General features: G+C 64.4%; 17 protein-coding genes. 7 read left to right on the top strand and 10 right to left on the bottom strand.

Going from position 1 to position 18,804, the window contains the following annotated elements:
- Window positions 1-21: 21 nt before the first annotated feature.
- Window positions 22-1,221, bottom strand: a complete 1,200-nt coding sequence (locus PAF18_RS05070) for an N-acetylmuramoyl-L-alanine amidase (protein WP_271117525.1) — start codon at window positions 1,219-1,221, stop codon at window positions 22-24.
- The gene (locus PAF18_RS05065; RefSeq protein ID WP_271117524.1) at window positions 1,221-2,357 is read right to left on the bottom strand and encodes a pyridoxal phosphate-dependent aminotransferase; all 1,137 of its coding nucleotides are present in this window, start codon (window positions 2,355-2,357) and stop codon (window positions 1,221-1,223) included. Before PAF18_RS05065 ends, PAF18_RS05070 begins: the two co-directional genes overlap by 1 nt.
- 153 nt (window positions 2,358-2,510) lie before the next feature.
- Here PAF18_RS05065 and PAF18_RS05060 point away from each other — a divergent pair, with 153 nt between their 5' ends.
- Window positions 2,511-3,257, top strand: a complete 747-nt coding sequence (locus tag PAF18_RS05060) for a DsbA family protein (protein ID WP_271117523.1) — start codon at window positions 2,511-2,513, stop codon at window positions 3,255-3,257.
- 87 nt (window positions 3,258-3,344) lie between these two features.
- Here PAF18_RS05060 and ispG read toward each other — a convergent pair whose 3' ends face one another.
- The 4 genes from ispG to gmk are packed head-to-tail and all read right to left on the bottom strand — an operon-like array spanning window position 3,345 to window position 6,781.
- The gene (gene ispG, locus PAF18_RS05055; protein ID WP_271117522.1) at window positions 3,345-4,472 is read right to left on the bottom strand and encodes a flavodoxin-dependent (E)-4-hydroxy-3-methylbut-2-enyl-diphosphate synthase; all 1,128 of its coding nucleotides are present in this window, start codon (window positions 4,470-4,472) and stop codon (window positions 3,345-3,347) included.
- A gap of 54 nt (window positions 4,473-4,526) precedes the next feature.
- Complete coding sequence (locus tag PAF18_RS05050; RefSeq protein WP_271117521.1) at window positions 4,527-5,621, bottom strand: sensor histidine kinase; 1,095 nt, start codon at window positions 5,619-5,621, stop codon at window positions 4,527-4,529.
- Between the two features lie 9 nt (window positions 5,622-5,630).
- Window positions 5,631-6,152, bottom strand: a complete 522-nt coding sequence (locus PAF18_RS05045) for a gamma carbonic anhydrase family protein (protein ID WP_271117520.1) — start codon at window positions 6,150-6,152, stop codon at window positions 5,631-5,633.
- On the bottom strand, window positions 6,149-6,781 hold the full coding sequence (gene gmk / locus PAF18_RS05040; protein ID WP_271117519.1) for a guanylate kinase: 633 nt from the start codon (window positions 6,779-6,781) through the stop codon (window positions 6,149-6,151). The genes PAF18_RS05045 and gmk overlap by 4 nt, the downstream gene beginning before the upstream one ends.
- A gap of 181 nt (window positions 6,782-6,962) precedes the next feature.
- Between gmk and PAF18_RS05035 the strand changes: the two genes are divergently transcribed.
- Window positions 6,963-7,781, top strand: coding sequence for a PAS domain-containing protein (locus PAF18_RS05035; RefSeq protein WP_271117518.1), 819 nt, complete (start codon window positions 6,963-6,965; stop codon window positions 7,779-7,781).
- Between the two features lie 201 nt (window positions 7,782-7,982).
- Window positions 7,983-9,821 carry a dihydroxy-acid dehydratase gene (gene ilvD / locus PAF18_RS05030; protein ID WP_271117517.1) on the top strand — a complete coding sequence of 613 codons (1,839 nt, stop codon included), beginning with the start codon at window positions 7,983-7,985 and terminating at the stop codon, window positions 9,819-9,821.
- A 153-nt stretch (window positions 9,822-9,974) separates the two neighbouring features.
- Here the strand turns inward: ilvD and PAF18_RS05025 are convergent, their stop codons facing one another.
- From PAF18_RS05025 to obgE, 3 genes are all read right to left on the bottom strand, one after another.
- Complete coding sequence (locus PAF18_RS05025; protein ID WP_271117516.1) at window positions 9,975-10,934, bottom strand: hypothetical protein; 960 nt, start codon at window positions 10,932-10,934, stop codon at window positions 9,975-9,977.
- A gap of 389 nt (window positions 10,935-11,323) precedes the next feature.
- A complete protein-coding gene (gene proB / locus PAF18_RS05020; protein ID WP_271117515.1) occupies window positions 11,324-12,436 on the bottom strand; it encodes a glutamate 5-kinase in 1,113 nt (370 codons plus the stop codon).
- Complete coding sequence (gene obgE, locus PAF18_RS05015) at window positions 12,424-13,452, bottom strand: GTPase ObgE (RefSeq protein WP_271117514.1); 1,029 nt, start codon at window positions 13,450-13,452, stop codon at window positions 12,424-12,426. Before obgE ends, proB begins: the two co-directional genes overlap by 13 nt.
- A gap of 95 nt (window positions 13,453-13,547) precedes the next feature.
- On the opposite strand from obgE, the gene PAF18_RS05010 reads away from it, so the two are divergent.
- From PAF18_RS05010 to PAF18_RS04995, 4 genes are all read left to right on the top strand, one after another.
- Entirely contained in the window at window positions 13,548-14,957 is a 1,410-nt protein-coding gene (locus tag PAF18_RS05010) for a protein adenylyltransferase SelO (RefSeq protein ID WP_271117513.1), read from the top strand.
- Window positions 14,954-15,637 (top strand): endonuclease/exonuclease/phosphatase family protein, encoded by a 684-nt coding sequence (locus tag PAF18_RS05005; protein ID WP_271117512.1) that lies wholly within the window; start codon window positions 14,954-14,956, stop codon window positions 15,635-15,637. The genes PAF18_RS05010 and PAF18_RS05005 overlap by 4 nt, the downstream gene beginning before the upstream one ends.
- A gap of 69 nt (window positions 15,638-15,706) precedes the next feature.
- On the top strand, window positions 15,707-16,981 hold the full coding sequence (gene eno / locus PAF18_RS05000) for a phosphopyruvate hydratase (protein WP_271117511.1): 1,275 nt from the start codon (window positions 15,707-15,709) through the stop codon (window positions 16,979-16,981).
- A gap of 229 nt (window positions 16,982-17,210) precedes the next feature.
- The gene (locus PAF18_RS04995; RefSeq protein WP_434802251.1) at window positions 17,211-18,053 is read left to right on the top strand and encodes a DMT family transporter; all 843 of its coding nucleotides are present in this window, start codon (window positions 17,211-17,213) and stop codon (window positions 18,051-18,053) included.
- A gap of 52 nt (window positions 18,054-18,105) precedes the next feature.
- Here PAF18_RS04995 and PAF18_RS04990 read toward each other — a convergent pair whose 3' ends face one another.
- Window positions 18,106-18,699, bottom strand: coding sequence for a riboflavin synthase (locus PAF18_RS04990; protein ID WP_271117509.1), 594 nt, complete (start codon window positions 18,697-18,699; stop codon window positions 18,106-18,108).
- Between the last annotated feature and the right edge of the window lie 105 nt (window positions 18,700-18,804).

Here is an 18,804-nt window from a genome sequence, read left to right as displayed (position 1 = left end):
GCGGTTTTGGCCGGGCCGCGTTCAGTGTCGGCGCAGCGCGGCCAGCGAGGCATCGTCGGCCAGCCAGCCCGACACCCCGTCGGCAATGGCCTGCGACATCGTCGCCCGCCAGCCCGGATCGGTCAGATTGGCACGGTCGCCCGGATCGGTGAGAAACCCCAGCTCGACCAGGATCGAGGGAATATCGGGCGATTTCAACACGCTGAAGGCGGCCCCCTTGACCGGGTTGCGATGCAGCGCCAGCCCGGCCTGCGAGAACCGCGCCGACAGATGCTTGGCCAGCGACTCGGATCGCGGATGTGTGTCGGCGCGCGCCATGTCCATCAGTGTTTCCGCGATCTGGTCGTCGGTCCCTTCCAGATCCAGTCCCGCCACCAGATCGGCCCGGTCATGCCGCGCGGCAAGCTGGCGCGAGGCACGGTCATCGGCCTGGCTGTTCCAGGTAAAGATCGCGGCGCCCGCCGCCTGACCCTCGGGCAGCGCATCGGCATGAAGCGAGATCAGCAGATCGGCATTCGAGGCCCGCGCCTCGGTCATCCGTGCCTCGAGCCCGACAAACACATCCTTGCGCCGCGTCAGCACCACCTCGAACCCGGCGCGGATCAGTTTCTCGGTCAGCTCATGTGAGAAATCCAGCATCAGATCGGATTCGCGCAGGCCGGACTCCACGGCGCCGGCATCGACGCCGCCATGCCCCGGATCGATCGCGATGCGCAGCGGGCGCGGCCTTGACGGATCGACGACCGGCGTGGTCGGCTGCGGCAGGTTCCACAGCGCCGACATGGCATTCGGCGCGCCCTGATACGCCTCGGCCGCCACCGGATCGAGCCTCAGGATCAGCTCTGCACCCGGACGCGCATCGGTCCGCATCGTCGCCGCGCTGATTTTTCGCGGCCCGCGCAGCTCAAAGACCAGCCGCGACCAGCCGGGGCGGAACGGGGCGGCCCGGACCGCCTGGAACAGCGTCGCGCCCTCCATGTCGTCGATCTCGCCCGGCGCGACGTTCAGCCCCCTCGCGTCGATCACCAGCCGCCGCGGCTCGTCGAGCAGCATCAGCCGGTAAGGCACCGCCGCGCTCAGCCCCAAGGAGAGAACCAGCGTCTCATCCTGCTGCGTGACCGAGGACCGCCCTGCCTCAAGCGTCGCGCCCTGCGGCTGCGCCAGCGTCGCCGCGGGCCAGATCAGACATAGGAGCGACAGCAGGATGGCCGCCGGCCGCATCAGCGCGTCTCCATGAAGCGCGTGAGCCGGGTGATCGCCTCGGCAATCTCTTCGCTGCCGCGCGCATAGGAAAAGCGCAGCGTGGTCTTGCCACGGCGCGGATCGAAATCCAGCCCCGGCGTCGCCGCCACACCGGCGCCTTCGAGAATCTCGGCTGCAAAGCGGCTGCTGTCATCGGTCAGCGAAGAGACATCGGCGTAAAGATAGAACGCCCCGTCGGGCGGCGCGATCCGGTCGAAACCGAGCCCTGGCAGCGCTTGAAGCAGCATCTGCCGGTTCTCGGCATAGACCGCCAGCCGCGCCTCGCATTCTTCGGTCGCCTCGAGCGCCGCGAGTGCCGCAACCTGGCTGGCATGGGACGGGCAGATGAACATGTTCTGCGCCAGCCGCTCGATCGTGCGGACATGATCGGGCGGCACCACCATCCAGCCGATCCGCCAGCCGGTCATCGAGAAATATTTCGAAAATGAGTTGATGACATAGACGTCGTCGCTGATCTCGAGCGCGCTGTGACAGCGCCCGCCATAGCTGAGCCCGTGATAGATTTCGTCCGAGATCACGCTGATCCCGAGTCCGCGCGCGCGATCCAGAAGGCCCCGATAATCGTCCGGCCCCAGCATCGTGCCGGACGGGTTGCCGGGCGAGGCCAGCATCAGCCCCTGAACATCCCCGGGAATCTCCTCGGGGCGCGGCTGATAACGATGCTCGGGCGCGGTCTGGATGCCGACCGGTTGCAGCGACATGGCGCGCATGATCTGGCGATAGCTGGGATAGCCCGGCTCTCCGATGGCGACGCGGTCTCCCGCGTCGAACAGCGCCGCGAAGGCCAGCATGAAGCCGCCCGAAGACCCCGCCGTCACCACCACCCGTTCCGGGTCCAGATCCAGCCCGTACCAGCGTCGATACAGATCCGCAATCCCCGCACGCAGCGCCGGCAACCCGAGCGCAACCGTATATCCCAGAGGCTCGTCCAGCCGGTCGCGAAGCGCCGCGCGTGCGGTTTCGGGCGCGCCGGTGGCAGGCTGGCCGATCTCCATATGGATGATCCGCCGCCCGGCGGCCTCGGCCCGGCGCGCGGCCTCCATCACATCCATGACGATGAAGGGATCGACCTGACCCCGTTTCGACTGCCGCATCTTCGCCTCTGCTCGTTTTGCAAGGTCTATGCCCGCCGCGACACGGTCCGGTCAAGCCATCCGCGCCGCGTCTCGCGTCATTCACGCAGCCGTTGCTTGTGCTTTGCGGGTTTTGCAGCCAGTCTTCGTGCCAAGCCCCATGAAGGACCGGACATGAAAAAACTGCTCGCCGCGCTGCTGCTGACCGCCACCCCCGCCCTGTCGCTGGATCTCGGCGCCATGACCGACGCCGAGAAAGAGGCTTTCGGCGCCGCAGTGCGCGACTATCTGGTCGAAAATCCCGAGGTGATGGTCGAGGTGATGACCGCGCTCGAAGAGCAGCGCCTTGCGCAGGAGGCCGAGAATGACAGCGTGATGCTCAGCCAGCTCGAAGACCAGATCTATAACGACGACAATAGCTGGGTCGGCGGCAATCCCGATGGCGATGTGACCATGGTCGAGTTCATCGATTATCGCTGCGGCGTCTGCCGGCAGGTCTTTCCCATTGTCGAGGAAACGCTGGCAAGTGACGGAAATATAAGGCTTATCCTGAAGGATTTCCCGATCCTCGGCGAGGAAAGCGAGCTTGCGGCCCGCTTTGCCACCGCGGTGAAGCAGATCGAGGGGGACGAGGCCTATAAGCAGGTCCACGATCATTTCTACAACATGCGCGGGAATGTCACGACCGAAGCCCTGCGCGCCACCGCCGAAGAGATGGGCTTCGCTGCGGATGAGATCATGACCGCGATGGACAGCGACGCGGTGAGCGAGGTGCTGGCCGATAACGCGCGGCTTGCCAGCCAGCTCGGCCTGTCCGGCACGCCCAGCTTCATCATCGGCGACACGCTGCTGCGCGGCATGCCCCGCACCGGGCTGGCGCCGGTGATCGAGGAGGCCCGCGCGGCCGCCTCGGAAGGCTGACCGCAAGCTTTTTCATCCGCCAGGACAAGGCGATCAAGACATGACGATATCGGGGGTCGCGGCTGCGCCCAGGCCCTGACGGCGGGTCTATTCCGCCGCCTCGGCAGTCTTGGCGGCTTCGATCCTGGCGGCGCGTTCCTCGACCAGTTCGACGATATGATCGACCATCTGGTCATTGCTCATCTTGTGGTCCTGCCGTCCGGCCATATAGACCATCCCGCTGCCCGCGCCGCCGCCGGTGAAACCGATATCGGTCATCAGCGCCTCGCCCGGTCCGTTCACCACGCAGCCGATGATCGACAGGCTCATCGGAGTCTTGATATGCTCAAGCCGCTCTTCCAGAATCTCGACGGTCTTGATGACGTCGAAACCCTGCCTTGCGCAGGAGGGGCAAGAGATGATCTGCACGCCGCGCGTCCGCAGACCCAGCGATTTCAGGATCTCGAAACCGACCTTCACCTCTTCGACCGGATCGGCGGACAGGCTGACGCGGATCGTATCGCCGATCCCGGCCCAGAGCAGGTTGCCCAGACCGATTGCCGATTTCACGGTGCCGCCGCGCAGCCCGCCCGCCTCGGTGATGCCAAGATGGATCGGCGCGTCGGTGACCTCGGCCAGCTGCTGATAGGCTGCCGCCGACAGAAACACGTCCGAGGCTTTCACGCTGATCTTGAATTCGTGGAAATCGTGATCCTGCAACAGCTTGATGTGATCCAGCCCGCTTTCGACCATCGCGTCCGGGCAAGGTTCGCCATATTTTTCCAGCAGATGCTTTTCGAGACTGCCCGCATTCACCCCGATACGGATCGAGCAGCCGTGATCCTTCGCCGCGCGGACCACTTCGGCCACGCGATCGGCGCTGCCTATATTGCCGGGATTGATGCGCAGACAGGCCGCGCCGGCCTCGGCGGCTTCGAGGGCGCGCTTATAGTGAAAATGGATATCCGCAACGATCGGAACCGGACTTTCGCGGCAGATTTCGCGCAGCGCTTTCGTGGTGTCCTGATCGGGGGCCGAGATGCGCACAATATCGGCGCCTGCATCGGCGGCGCGGATGACCTGGTCCAGCGTCGCGCGCACGTCATGCCCATCGGTGTTGGTCATGGTCTGCACGCTGATCGGCGCGTCGCCGCCGACCGGAACATTTCCGACCATGATCTTGCGGGATTTGCGCCGTTCGATATCGCGCCACGGACGGATCGGATTATGCGTCATCGCTGACTCCCTTGCCTGCGCCCCAGATAGTGCCTCGGGCCGCTGCGGGCAAGCTCAGCGGCGGTCCTGCCCGGCGGGGAGGATCACGGTAAAGCGAGATCCTTTCCCTTTTTCCGATTCGATGCGCAGCTTGCCGCGATGGCGGCTGACGATATGTTTCACGATCGCCAGACCCAGCCCTGTGCCGCCCTGCTGGCGCGAGCGATGGCTGTCGACGCGGTAGAAACGCTCGGTCAGCCGCGGCAGATGCATCTCGTCGATCCCCTCGCCCTTGTCGATGACCGAGACCGCCACGGCCGGGCCGCGCAGCACCGGCTCATGCGCGATATGGCGAAGGGCGAGCGTCACCTCGCCGCCCGCGCCGCCATATTTCACCGCGTTCTCCACGAGATTGTGAAACACCTGGGTCAGTTGGTCAGGATCGCCCCGCACGAAAACCGGCGCCTCCATGCCCTGCTGTTGAAAGCGGACATGGCCGGTCCGCGCCTGCATCGACAGCGTCGCCACGACGCTGTTCACCAGCATGGACAGGTCCACCCGCTCGGCGGGGCGGCGGCGTTCCTCGGATTCGACGCGGCTCAGCGACAAAAGATCCAGCACCAGCCGGTTCATCCGCGCCGCCTCGGATTCCATGATGGCAAGGAATTTCTCGCGCGCGACAGGATCTTCGCGGGCAGGTCCGCGCAGCGTCTCGATAAAGCCCATCATCGCGGTCAGCGGCGTGCGCAGCTCATGGCTGACATTGGCAACGAAATCGCGGCGAAGCTGTTCGGCCTGTTCCAGACCCGAGCTGTCCTCGATCACCACGAGCGCCCCGTTCCGGCCCGGCAGCCCCGAGACGGTGACCTCGGCGGGAATGTCGCGCCCCTGTGCCGAGATCACCAGCCGGTTGCGATAACCGCCCGATTCGACCGCAGAGAGAGAGGGGTCGGGCACGGGCGGGCGGACATGGGCCGGATCGATGACGGAATCCACGGCCTGCACGATGGTCGGGTGGCGCAAAGCGGTGACGAAGGGGCGATCTGTCAGCCGGTCCCCCAGAAGCGTGGTCGCTGCCGCGTTCACCGCGGTGATGCGCCCGCCCGCATCGACCGCGATCACCGCAACCGGCAGCGCCGCGATCAGATCGTGGATCACCTTGCTGTCCATGCGCGCGCCTCAGTCGAGCCGCTTCAACCCGGCCCGGAACCGCGCAGCGTTTTCCTGATAGCGGCGCGCCGATTCGCGCAGCCCGGCAAGCGCCTCGTCGTCGATCTCGCGCACGATCCGGCCCGGCGCGCCCATGACCAGGGCGCGGGACGGGATCTCTTTGCCCTCGGAAATCAGCGCCGCGGCCCCGATCAGCGACCCAGAGCCGATGCTGGCACCGTTCAGCACCGTCGCGCCCATACCGATCAGCACATCCTCGTCGATGGTGCAGCCATGCAGGATGGCGCGATGCCCGACGGTGACATTTGCGCCGACGGTCAGCGGAAATCCCGGATCGGTGTGCAGGCAGCAAAGATCCTGCACATTGGCCCCGCGGCCGATGCGGATTTCCTCGTTATCGCCGCGCAGCACCGCGCCCCACCAGACGCTCGCGCCGGGCTCGATGACGACACGTCCCATGATCTGCGCATCCGGCGCGATCCAGGCATCCTCTGCGATTTCGGGGGCGACCCCGTCCAGTTCCCAGATCATGCGCTGTCTTCCTCCATCAGTCGTTTCACGAAACCGCCCAGCCCCTTCTGCCGGTCGCGGCGCAGCCGCTCGGCGGTGAGGATCGCGGTCAGCCGCTCGAACGTCGCGTCGAGATCGTCATTGACCAGAACATAATCATATTCCGCCCAATGGGAAATTTCCCCGCGGCTCTTCTCCATGCGGCCGGCGATCACCTCGGGCGCGTCCTGCCCGCGAGAGATCAGCCGCCGTTCAAGTTCGGGCAGCGATGGCGGCAGGATGAAGATGCTGACCACCTGCCCGCCCAGTGCCGAGGCGCGGATCTGCTGACCGCCCTGCCAGTCCACGTCGAAGATCGTGTCGCGCCCGGCCTGCATCGCCGCCTCGACAGGAGCGCGTGGCGAGCCATAGAGATTGCCGAACACCTCGGCATGTTCCAGCATGTCGCCAGAGGCCACCATGCGGGCGAACTCGTCGCGGGCGATGAAATGATAATGCTGGCCGTCCATCTCGCCCGGGCGCGGGCTGCGCGTGGTGGCCGAAACCGAGAAGGACAGGGTCGGGTCCCAATCGATCAGCCGCCGCGCCAGGGTCGACTTGCCCGCCCCCGACGGCGAAGACAGGATGATCAGAAGTCCGGTCCGGTCCATGCCGCCCCCTTTTGATGTTTGGCGCATTTGCCAGCCCGAGCGCCAGAGAATCAAGCCTGTCGGCTTAACCAGGTGATAAGAATTTCCTGCTTGGTCCGTTCGGGCTTTGCTAGAATGGTCGATGCAGAGCGATCTGCGGCGGTCGGGGGGCCGCCTGTCTGGGGCAGCGGGTTTATGTTTCATGGGTGATGAGCGGGACGACAAGCGCAAGGGTGTGGATCGCATCGGCGCAGAGCATACGGGCGACAAGATCGCGGGCGCAGCGGCGGACGGGGTTTCGGGCGGCGGCAGTGTGGGGAAAGGGACTGGCGGCAATTGCGAGATCGTCTCGATCAGTGCCGTCGCGCCCGATCCCGGGCGGATCACCGCCGAGATGCGCGCCTATTGGGAATCGCTGCGCCGCGGCCGGGCGATCCCGGAACGCGCCGATGTCGAACCCAACGGCATCCGGCAGGCGCTGGATTATGCCTTCATCCTGGAACGCATCGCGCCGGGCGCGGCGCGGTTCCGCCTTGCCGGGCGGCATCTCGTCGATCTGATGGGGATGGAGGTGCGCGGCATGCCGGTCTGCGCGCTTCTGAATACGGAAAGCCGGGGCCGGTTCTCGGACGTGCTGGAAACCGTGTTTCGCGGCCCGCAAATCGCCGAGATGGTCTTGCGCGCCCCGCCCGGATATGGCCGCCCGGAGCTTTGCGGCAAGATCCTCGTGCTGCCGCTGAAATCCGATCTCGGCGACATCACCCGCGCGCTCGGCTGTCTGGTCACCAAGGGGGAGATCGGGCGCGGCCCGCGCCGTTTCGATGTCGCCGCCGAAACGCTGTTTCCCGTGATCGACGGCGCGCAGACCCTGCCGCCCAGATCTGGCAAGCCGACAGGGACACCCGCCGCCGGTCCCGGCCCGAACCTGCCCCGCCCGGTTCTGCAACCGCTGAGCGACAAAGACTCGCCCGAGGATCGACGCGCCCGATTCCGCGTCATTGCGACCGAAGATCGTCGCTAAGCGGGCTGGCCGTCGCGCTGGCCGCAAGATGGCCCGCGCAAGGCGCAGCGGCCCCACCGCATATCCACGCGCGGCGCGTCGAGGCCTGCCGCCCACAAAGCGCATTCCCCCGCTGGCGATGCGGGAAAAATTCCGCTAAACCTTGCCGCCGAAGCCGCCGCGGGCCAGGCGCCCGCATGTCGCCAATCGGAAGGAGCCATCATGCCGGCCTATCGCTCTCGGACCTCGACCCATGGACGCAATATGGCGGGTGCGCGCGGATTGTGGCGCGCGACGGGCATGAAGGACGACGATTTCGGCAAGCCGATCATCGCCATCGTCAACAGCTTCACCCAGTTCGTGCCGGGCCATGTGCATCTGAAGGATCTCGGCCAGCTCGTCGCGCGTGAGGTGGAAAAGGCGGGCGGCGTCGCCAAGGAATTCAACACCATCGCGGTCGATGACGGCATCGCGATGGGCCATGACGGGATGCTGTATTCCCTGCCCTCGCGTGAGATCATCGCCGACAGCGTCGAATATATGGCCAATGCGCATTGCGCCGATGCGATGGTCTGCATCTCGAATTGCGACAAGATCACCCCCGGCATGCTGAACGCGGCGATGCGGCTGAACATCCCGGCGATCTTCGTCTCGGGCGGCCCGATGGAGGCCGGCAAGGTCGTGCTGAAGGACGGCAAGCTGCACGCGCTCGATCTGGTCGATGCGATGGTCGCCGCCGCCGACGACAATGTCAGCGACGAAGACGTGGCCGCAATCGAACGCTCGGCCTGCCCGACCTGCGGATCGTGCTCGGGCATGTTCACCGCCAATTCGATGAACTGCCTGACCGAGGCGCTTGGCCTGTCCCTGCCGGGCAATGGCTCGACGCTGGCGACCCATGCCGACCGCAAGCGGCTGTTCGAAGAGGCCGGTCAGCGCATCGTCGGGCTGGCGAAACGCTATTACGAGCAGGAGGACAGCAGCGTCCTGCCCCGCAACATCGCCAACAAGAAGGCGTTCGAGAACGCTATGTCGCTGGATATCGCGATGGGCGGCTCGACCAACACCGTGCTGCATATTCTCGCCGCCGCTCACGAGGGCGGGATCAATTTCGATCTCGAGGATATCGACGCGCTCAGCCGCAAGGTGCCATGCCTGTCCAAGGTCGCGCCCGCCAAGCAGGATGTGCATATGGAGGATGTTCACCGCGCCGGCGGCATCATGGCGATCCTCGGCCAGCTGGATCGCGGCGGGCTGATCCATCGCGACAGCCCGACCGTGCATTCTGCGACTATCGGCGAGGCGATCGACCAATGGGACATCTCGCGCACCGAGGACGAGGCCGTGCATCGCTTCTATTCCGCGGCGCCGGGCGGCGTGCCGACCCAGACCGCCTTCAGCCAGGACAAGCGGTGGGAGACACTGGATCTCGACCGTCAGGGCGGGGTGATCCGGGCGGTCAACGCGCCGTTTTCGGCCGATGGCGGGCTGGCCGTGCTGCGTGGCAATATCGCGCTCGACGGCTGCATCGTGAAAACCGCCGGTGTCGATGAGTCGATCCTGAAATTCGCCGGCCCGGCGGTGGTCTATGAAAGCCAGGACGCGGCGGTCAGCGGTATCCTGACCGGCAAGGTCAAAGAGGGCGACGTGGTCGTGATCCGCTATGAAGGCCCCAAGGGCGGGCCGGGCATGCAGGAAATGCTGTATCCGACCAGCTATCTGAAGTCGAAAGGGCTTGGGAAGGCCTGCGCGCTTGTTACCGATGGGCGGTTTTCCGGCGGCACCTCGGGCCTCTCCATCGGCCATTGCTCGCCCGAGGCGGCGAATGGCGGCGCCATCGGTCTGGTCCGCAATGGCGACCGGATCGAGATCGACATCCCCAACCGGACCATTCATCTGGCCATCCCCGAGGATGAGCTGGCCTCCCGCCGCGCCGAGCAGGACCGCACAGGCTGGAAACCTGTCGAGAAGCGCAAGCGGAATGTCACAACGGCGCTGCGCGCCTATGCGACCTTCGCGGCAAGTGCTGACAAGGGCGCGGTGCGGGTGCTGCCGGAGTAAGAGGTCATTACTCTGACCATCGGCACGATAGCCGTGGTGGGTTCACCCTGCCCGGCCATCGCGACCAATCGTCCGGACGATGAAACCGCGCATTCAGCTGCCAAGAAAAACTTGGGCAGCCTCAAAAAAGCTAGTTTTTACGCACTAAACTTATTATTTTCGCAAAACTTTATCGACCTTATCCTTTTCTGCCGGACTCAACATAATTGTGCCGCGTCGGTCCCTATTTTCTTCAAATTTACGAGGCACGCTCAAAACAGAATTGAAACTTCCAGCTAAGGAATTCAGGAAAACTGCATCTTTCCGTTGATAAGTGTAAATCTTATCAAAAAGATCGCCGCTCACGCTGACACTCTCACAAAATTCGTTCGTCGCCCCCTCAAAGATCGCCGCAATCTTATTTCGAGATCTCTGACATTCATGGGGGTCGTGACGGCTATATGCGTATTGCAGGGCAGCCAACGACTTGACGGAAAATCTCTCATTCCGCCGCCGCGTGGGAGGACGCTTTCCAGACCATCGGCGAAGCAGGTCCGCAAAACCGTCCTTTGGCTGAACGTCGAGAACTTGATCTAGATATTCGGTTATATCTTGGCCACCAAGGTCGGAGCGCTCGGTGGACAGAACGCGGATTGAAGTCTCGGGCAACTGTTCTTTGATCTTCAAAAAGATATCGCGATACGAAAATGGGTAAAAACCGCGCTTTCGATGCACGAACTCAAAATACTCCCCTATTGCGGCGCCATCATTCTTAAAGAAATTTTTATGATTTATCCCGTAAAGTCCACCTTTCAAGAACTGGGCGTAAGAAGATTCAGCGAGCTCAAAGTGATTTCTAATGCATAAAACAACCTTGACACAACCCGCCCCGAACGCCTCGTTAATCAATTCAACCAGTGCAGGCAAATTACTAAAAGTTTTTTTATTGCCCGTACACTCTTCGTAAGAGAGAAAGATTTTATTTGAACGACGACTTTCTCTCGCAATGTTTGCAAGAATTGCTAGTTTTTCCTCAATTGTCGTATCATTGCCAAGTAGGACTTGATGATTTCGATAGCCGCGGACTGTTCGTCCGGCGTGGGGGTAGCAAAGACCAGCCCTTTTATAATTCAAGTAAGATTCCGCAAAATGGAATTGGATCGAGGATGACGCACATTTCGGCAACCCAATATGTAGGTAAACAATCTTGCTAGAATTATTATTCATCATAGGAATACCTGACAGTAGAGTAATAAAGTAAATTTAATCTATTTCTCATTAAAGCTTTTTACGTGTTCGGAAATCAAATTCAACCGATATCACGTTAGGAAGCATATCTAAACCAGCTAAGACATGTCCAACAGGATGACGGTACTTACATCTCCAAGAATTCAGTAGTGTTTTCAACTCAAGCTTTTTTCAAATTGACGCAGCAGATGCCGGGGCAACGGAGCGGCATGTCACGTTCGCCAGACCGCCACAACAACTCAGATCAAATGAAAGCCAATCAGGTCACCCCCCCCTCACACCACCATATCATCCCGATGCACCAGCGCCGCGCGGCCTTCATAGCCCAGGATCTCGGCGATCTCTGCGCTGCGATGGCCGGCGATGGCGCGGGCTTCCTGAGCGGTATAGCGGACCAGCCCGCGTGCCAGTGTGGCGCCGTCGGGGGCGGTGATGGCGACGGGGTCTCCGCGGCCGAAATCGCCCGAGACCGAGGTCACCCCAGCGGGCAGAAGCGACTTGCCCGCGCCGAGCGCGGTGGCAGCGCCCGCATCGACGGTGATCTCTCCGCGCGGCTTCATCGCCGCGATCCAGCGCTTTCGGGCCAGCTGCGGATCGCCGTCGGGCAGGAACCATGTCACCCGCGCGCCCCCGGCCACCGCGCTCAGCGGCCGCAGCACCGAGCCCTCGGCAATCGCCATGGCGCAGCCGCCCGAGACCGCGGTGCGCGCCGCCATCAGTTTGGTCTTCATCCCGCCCTTCGACAGGGCCGAGACCGGATCGCCGCCCATCGCCTCGATATCCGGGGTGATCCGCGCCACCACCGGCAAGTGCCGCGCCGCGGGGTCGGTCTTGGGGTTCGCGGTATAAAGCCCGTCCACATCCGACAGCAGCAGGAGCTGATCCGCCCCCGCCGTCACCGCGATCTGGGCGGCGAGGCGGTCATTATCGCCATAGCGGATCTCATCGGTGGCGACGGTGTCGTTCTCGTTCACGATCGGCACCACCCCGTGCGACAGCAGCGCCTGCATCGTGGCGCGGCTGTTCAGATAGCGGCGCCGGTCCATCGTGTCTTCCAGCGTGACCAGCATCTGCGCCGTGGTCACCCCATGCGGGGCAAGCGCCTCTTCATAGGCGCGGGCGAGCCGGATCTGCCCCACCGCCGCGGCGGCCTGCGCCTGTTCCAGCGACAGCGCACCGCCCGGCAGGCCCAGCACACGCCGCCCAAGCGCGATCGACCCGGACGACACCAGAACCACATCCGCGCCTCGCCGCCGCCAGGCCGCCACATCGTCGCAGAGCGCGCGCAGCCAGTCGCCGCGCAGCCCTTCGGACCCGACCAGCAGAGCCGAGCCGATCTTGACCACCAGCCGTTTCGCCGCCGCGATGTCGGGGCTCAGGGGCGCCATTCGCCTTCGTCCTTCTTCGCCACCGCCCGCGAGGGCGCGATCTCGGTCCAAAGCGCGCGCAGCACCTCCTGCACTCCCTTGCCGGTCGCACCGGACATCAGCATGACCTGCGTGCCCAGCTTCTCGGCCAGCATGGCGCGGGTCTCGGTCAGCGTCTCGTCATCCACCGCGTCGATCTTGTTCAGCACGGTGATACGCGGCTTCTCGGTCAGGATCTGCGAATAGGCGGAAAGCTCGTCCAGAACCGTCTGCGCATCGGCCAGCACATCCACCGCCGTGGCGTCGATCAGATGCAGCAGGACCGAGCATCGCTCGATATGGCCAAGGAACCGGTCGCCGATCCCCCTGCCCTCGGACGCGCCCTCGATCAGGCCGGGAATATCCGCCATGACGAATTCGCGCCCGTCCACGCCGACCACGCCCAGATTGGGATGCAGCGTGGTAAAGGGATAATCCGCGATCTTGGGCCGCGCATTCGAGGTCGCAGCGAGGAAGGTCGATTTCCCGGCATTGGGCAGCCCGACCAGCCCGCCATCCGCGATCAGCTTGAGCCGCAGCCAGATGGTCCGCTCGACCCCCGGCTGGCCGGGATTGGCGTTGCGCGGCGCACGGTTGGTCGAGGATTTGAAATGCAGGTTCCCGAATCCGCCATTGCCGCCGCGCGCGAGCGTCACGCGCTGCCCGACCTCGGTCAGGTCGGCGATCACGGTTTCCTGATCCTCTTCCAGGATCTCGGTGCCGACCGGGACTTTCAGCACGATATCGTCGCCGCCCGCGCCGGTGCGCTGCCGGCCCATGCCGTGCTGGCCGTTCTTGGCAAAGAAATGCTGCTGATAGCGGAAATCGATCAGCGTGTTCAGCCCCTCGACCGCCTCGGCCACGACATCGCCGCCGCGCCCGCCATCGCCGCCATCGGGGCCACCGAATTCGATATATTTCTCGCGCCGGAAGCTGACGCTGCCCGCGCCGCCCGCGCCGGAACGGATATAAACCTTGGCCAGATCGAGGAATTTCATCGCGGCTCTCCTTTGGTCCCGCGATACGCGCTGTGCCTGCTGGCCGCAAGAGATGCGCCCTTTTCATTTCGCGCGCCGCCCCTATGTGTTGGATCATGAACGCACCCGTTTTCGATAACAGCTATGCGACGCTGCTGCCGCGCATGTTCGCCAGGGTCGAGCCGGCGGGCAGTCCCGACCCGACGCTGATCGCGCTGAACGAGGCATTGGCGCAGAGGCTGGGTCTCGATGCCGACTGGCTGCGCAGCGCCGAGGGGCTGGCAATGCTGTCGGGCAACACGCTGCCAGAAGGCGCGGCCTCGATCGCGCAGGCCTATGCGGGGCATCAGTTCGGCCATCTCTCGCCGCAGCTTGGCGACGGGCGGGCGCTGATGATCGGCGAGGTGGTGGCCCCGGACGGGGCGCGGTTTGACCTGCAACTGAAGGGTGCCGGGCGCACGCCGTTTTCGCGTCAGGGCGACGGGAAAAGCTGGCTCGGCCCGGTGCTGCGCGAATATCTCGACAGCGAGTTCATGGCAGCGGCCGGGGTGCCGACCACCCGCGCGCTTGCCGCCGTGGCGACGGGCGAACGGGTGCAGCGCGAGACCGGCCTGCCCGGTGCGGTGATGACGCGCGTGGCCTCCAGCCATATCCGCGTCGGTACATTCGAATATTTCGGGGTCCGTGGCGATATCGAGGCGCTGCGTGCGCTTACCGATCACGTCATGGCGCGGCATTACCCCGAGGCCGGGACACCGCTGCAATTGCTGGAACAGGTCGTCGCGGCTCAGGCGAGGCTGGTCGCGCAATGGATGGCGCTCGGCTTTGTCCACGGGGTGATGAACACCGACAACATGGCGATCTCGGGCGAGACCATCGATTACGGTCCCGCTGCCTTCATGGACGGGTATCACCCCGACACGGTGTTTTCCTCGATCGACCGGCATGGCCGCTACGCCTGGGCCGAGCAGCCGCATGTGGCGGTGTGGAACCTTGCGCAGTTCGCCTCCTGCCTGATCCCGCTGATGGGCGCCGATCAGGACAAGGCCGTCGAAGAGGCGACCCGCGCCGTGCATGGCTTCCCGGAGGTCTATCAGACAGCGTGGAAAGAGCGCTTTTCCGCCAAGCTGGGGCTCGCCCCGACCGATGAGGCGGTGACGCTGGTCAACCGTCTGCTGGACCTGATGGCAGCCGAGCGCGCCGATTTCACCCGCGTCTTTGCAGGTCTCGCAAGTGGCGCGGCGCGTGACGAATTCATGTCGCGCGAGAAATTCGACGACTGGGCGCAGGACTGGCAGAAGGCCGGGCCTGACCCGGACCGCATGGCCCGGGCCAACCCGCTGCGCATCCCGCGCAATCACCGGATCGAGCAGGCCATCCAGGCCGCTGTCGAAGGTGATTACGCCCCGTTCCACCGGCTCGACGCGGCGTTGCGCGCACCGTTCGAGGCCCGCGCCGATTGGGATGATCTGGCCAATCCACCCCTTGCGGAGGAACGCGTGACCCGCACATTCTGCGGGACATGAAGTTACGAGTCGCCTCTTACAATCTGCATAAATGCCGTGGCCTGACAGGCCCGCACGCGCCCGAGCGCAACTTGCAGGTCATCGCTGAACTCGACCCCGATATCATCACTCTGCAAGAGGTGGATTTCCGGCTCGGTGCCCGCCCCGAGGCGCTGCCGCGCGACATGATCGAAGAGATGACCGGGCTGGTTCCGGTGCAGATGCGCACCACCGGCGAGACCTCTCTCGGCTGGCATGGGCAGGCGGTGCTGCTGCGCCCGGAACTGGCATCGGAGGCGGTGATGCGGCGTCTGCCCCTTCCCGGGATCGAGCCGCGCGGGGCGCTTGCGCTGCGCGTCGCGGGGCTGACGCTCATCGGTGTGCATCTGGGGCTTGCGCGGTCATCGCGGCGTCAGCAACTCGCCCGGCTGGCCTCCAAGGCTGCGCGTCTGGCCGGGGATGCGGTGCTGCTGATGGGCGATTTCAACGAATGGCGCGACGATCGCGGGCTGGAATCGCTGGGCAGTCTGCGGGTTCTGACGCCCGGCCCGTCCTATCCCGCGCCGATGCCGCGGCTTCGGCTGGACCGCATCGCCCTGTCGCGTCGGATCGAGCTGCTCGACAGCGGCGTCGCCGATACCGAGCTGGCAAGGCAGGCTTCGGATCATCTGCCGATATGGGCTGAAATCCGGCTGCCGTGAAAATTGCGCCTTTCGGCTTGACCCGATGGCAAGTAAGTAAGCGCTGACGCAGAACATCGGAGGGACCAGATGACCGCCATTATCGATATTTTCGCCCGCGAGATCCTCGACAGCCGCGGCAATCCGACCGTCGAGGTGGATGTGCTGCTGGAAGACGGCACGATGGGGCGCGCGGCGGTGCCCTCGGGCGCCTCGACCGGCGCGCATGAGGCGGTCGAGAAGCGCGATGGCGACAAGGCGCGCTATCTGGGAAAGGGCGTGCTCGAAGCGGTCGCGGCGGTCAATGGCGAAATCGCCGAGAACCTTCTGGGCGAGGATGCGACCGATCAGCGCGGCATCGATGCGCTGATGATCGAACTGGATGGGACCGAGAACAAGGGCCGCCTGGGTGCGAATGCAATCCTCGGCGTGAGCCTTGCGGTGGCGAAGGCCGCGGCCGAGACCTCAGCCCTGCCGCTTTACCGCTATGTCGGCGGTGCCTCGGCGCATGTGCTGCCGGTGCCGATGATGAACATCATCAATGGCGGCGAACACGCCGACAACCCGATCGACATTCAGGAATTCATGATCATGCCGGTCAGCGCGGAAAATATCCGCGACGCGGTCCGCATGGGCTCGGAAGTCTTCCATACGCTCAAGAAGGAACTCTCCGCCGCCGGGCTTTCGACCGGTATCGGCGATGAGGGCGGTTTCGCACCGAACCTGTCCTCGACCCGCGACGCGCTCGATTTCATCCTGAAGGCGGTCGAAAAGGCCGGCTACAAGCCCGGTGAGGATATCATGCTGGCGCTCGATTGCGCTTCGACCGAGTATTTCTCGGGCGGCAAATACGAGATGAAGGGCGAAGGCAAGTCGCTGAGCCCGCAGGAGAATGTCGATTATCTGGCGGCGCTTTGCGGCGATTACCCGATCCTGTCCATCGAGGATGGCTGCGCGGAAGACGACTGGGAAGGCTGGAAGCTGCTGACCGACAAGCTCGGCGGTCGGGTGCAGCTTGTGGGCGACGATCTCTTCGTGACCAATCCCAAACGTCTGGCCGAGGGGATCGAAAAGGGCTGCGGCAACTCGCTGTTGGTCAAGGTCAACCAGATCGGTACGCTGACCGAGACGCTGGACGCCGTCGCCATGGCCACCCGCGCCGGCTTCACCAGCGTCATGTCGCACCGCTCGGGCGAGACCGAGGACGCGACGATTGCCGATCTCGCCGTGGCGACGAATTGCGGCCAGATCAAGACCGGCAGCCTCGCCCGCTCGGACCGGCTGGCGAAATACAACCAGCTTATCCGCATCGAGGAATTGCTGGGTGAGGCGGCGGTGTTTGCCGGCAAGTCGATCCTGCGCTGAGACCGCTTCGCGAAAAATGAGACATAAGGGGGCCGCGCGCCCCCTTTTTCATTGCCCGCCCCCCCCGGCACGCGACGGTCAAATTGACATGCGCGGCGGATTGCGGCATCGCCGAGACCGGCTTATGCAGCGCGCAGCCCGGCGCGGCTGGCGATATGAGATGAGTGCAATCCGAGTGTCCGCAAACCGACCGACCGACCATCGCGCCAATCTGACCGGCAGCCTGTGGATGATCGCCGCCATGGCCGGTTTCGCGGTCGAGGACGCTTTGCTCAAGGCTGCGGCGACGGTGCTGCCCATCGGTCAGATCCTGATAGTCTTCGGGCTGGGCGGCGCAGCGGTTTTCGCGGCGCTGATCCGGATCTCGGATGCGGCGCTTTATACTCCCGACGTGCGCTCGCGCCCGATGCTGATCCGCATCGTCTTCGAGATCACCGGGAGGCTTTTCTATGTGCTCGCCATCGCGCTGATCCCGCTTTCGACGGCAACCGTGATCCTTCAGGCAACGCCCATCGTTGTCGTGGCCGGGGCCGCGCTCGTCTTTCGCGAGCGGGTCGGCTGGCGGCGATGGACCGCGATCATCGTCGGGCTGTGCGGTGTGATGGTGATCCTCAAGCCCGGCACGGACGGCTTTTCGGCGCTGTCGATTCTGGCGGTGATCGGTATGCTCGGCTTCGCAGGTCGCGATCTTGCCAGCCGCGCGGCACCTGCCGCGCTCAGCACGGCGATGCTGGGATTATACGGCTTTCTCTCGGTGGTCGCCGCCGGCGCGCTTTTCGCGCTGTGGGAGGGGCGTGTCTTTCTGCTGCCCGACAGCGCATCGACGATGTATCTGCTGGGTGCCGTAGCGGCGGGGATCTGCGCCTACAGCTCGCTGATGAAGGCCATGCGCACCGGCGAGGTGTCTGCGGTGACGCCGTTCCGCTATACGCGTCTGATCTTCGGCATCGGGCTGGGGATGCTGCTGTTCGGCGAGGCGCTGACGCCGTCCATCCTGATCGGCTCGGCGCTGATCGTGGTTTCGGGTCTCGTCATATTGTGGCGCGGGAAAAAGGCGAAACCGCCGGTCTGAGCCATCTCGCATCGTGCCGCCCCGCTGCCGGGACGGGTCCGCTCTGCCTGTCTCAGCCCGCCTCGGCGAGCCTCGCGACATAGCGGGCGAGCGTGTCGATCTCGAGATTGACGCGATCCCCGACCGCGACATCGCCCCATGTCGTGACCTGCTGCGTATGCGGAATCAGGTTCACGCCGAAACGATGCCCCTCCACCTCGTTCACCGTCAGCGAGGTGCCGTTCAGCGCCACCGAGCCCTTCGGCGCAATGAATCGCGACAGATCCCCGGGCGCGGCAAAGGTGATGCGGGTGCTGTCGCCCTCGTCCCGCAACCCGACGATTTCGGCCACCCCATCGACATGGCCCGAGACGATATGTCCGCCAAGCTCGTCCCCGACCTTCAGCGCGCGTTCCAGATTGACGCGCTTGCCGCTTGCCCAGCCATTATGTCCGATATTCGTCTTCGAGATCGTCTCGGCCGAGATGTCGACATCGAACCAGCTCTCGCCCTTGGCGACCACGGTCAAACAGACGCCGTCACAGGCGATCGACGCCCCCAGCTCCACCCCGCTCATGTCATAGCCGGTCGCGATCCGCGCCCGCATGTCGCCGCGTTTCTCGACGCTGGTGATGGTGCCGATATCGGTGATGATGCCGGTGAACATGGGATCTCCTGATCTGGTCTGTCGCGTCGTTAATCCGCGCTGCGCTGATAGGCGGTCGACGCCGCGCCGTAAAGCTATTGCCGAGAACTGCGCTTTTCAACTCGT

Source organism: Paracoccus sediminicola (assembly GCF_027912835.1).
GTDB lineage: Bacteria > Pseudomonadota > Alphaproteobacteria > Rhodobacterales > Rhodobacteraceae > Paracoccus > Paracoccus sediminicola.
Note: the sequence above shows the minus strand (reverse complement) of the source record. Positions and strands in the feature narration are given on the sequence as shown.

Bases quoted from the DNA above. Each gene is read 5' to 3' on its own strand.
- PAF18_RS05035 (WP_271117518.1), top strand. From the start codon at position 6,963: ATGGGTGATGAGCGGGACGACAAGCGCAAGGGTGTGGATCGCATCGGC.
- eno (WP_271117511.1), top strand. From the start codon at position 15,707: ATGACCGCCATTATCGATATTTTCGCCCGCGAGATCCTCGACAGCCGC.
- PAF18_RS05060 (WP_271117523.1), top strand. From the start codon at position 2,511: ATGAAAAAACTGCTCGCCGCGCTGCTGCTGACCGCCACCCCCGCCCTG.
- PAF18_RS05005 (WP_271117512.1), top strand. From the start codon at position 14,954: ATGAAGTTACGAGTCGCCTCTTACAATCTGCATAAATGCCGTGGCCTG.
- ilvD (WP_271117517.1), top strand. From the start codon at position 7,983: ATGCCGGCCTATCGCTCTCGGACCTCGACCCATGGACGCAATATGGCG.
- PAF18_RS05065 (WP_271117524.1), bottom strand. From the start codon at position 2,357: ATGCGGCAGTCGAAACGGGGTCAGGTCGATCCCTTCATCGTCATGGAT.
- obgE (WP_271117514.1), bottom strand. From the start codon at position 13,452: ATGAAATTCCTCGATCTGGCCAAGGTTTATATCCGTTCCGGCGCGGGC.
- PAF18_RS05070 (WP_271117525.1), bottom strand. From the start codon at position 1,221: ATGCGGCCGGCGGCCATCCTGCTGTCGCTCCTATGTCTGATCTGGCCC.
- proB (WP_271117515.1), bottom strand. From the start codon at position 12,436: ATGGCGCCCCTGAGCCCCGACATCGCGGCGGCGAAACGGCTGGTGGTC.
- PAF18_RS05045 (WP_271117520.1), bottom strand. From the start codon at position 6,152: ATGATCTGGGAACTGGACGGGGTCGCCCCCGAAATCGCAGAGGATGCC.
- ispG (WP_271117522.1), bottom strand. From the start codon at position 4,472: ATGACGCATAATCCGATCCGTCCGTGGCGCGATATCGAACGGCGCAAA.
- PAF18_RS05050 (WP_271117521.1), bottom strand. From the start codon at position 5,621: ATGGACAGCAAGGTGATCCACGATCTGATCGCGGCGCTGCCGGTTGCG.
- gmk (WP_271117519.1), bottom strand. From the start codon at position 6,781: ATGGACCGGACCGGACTTCTGATCATCCTGTCTTCGCCGTCGGGGGCG.
- PAF18_RS05010 (WP_271117513.1), top strand. From the start codon at position 13,548: ATGAACGCACCCGTTTTCGATAACAGCTATGCGACGCTGCTGCCGCGC.
- PAF18_RS04995 (WP_434802251.1), top strand. From the start codon at position 17,211: ATGATCGCCGCCATGGCCGGTTTCGCGGTCGAGGACGCTTTGCTCAAG.
- PAF18_RS04990 (WP_271117509.1), bottom strand. From the start codon at position 18,699: ATGTTCACCGGCATCATCACCGATATCGGCACCATCACCAGCGTCGAG.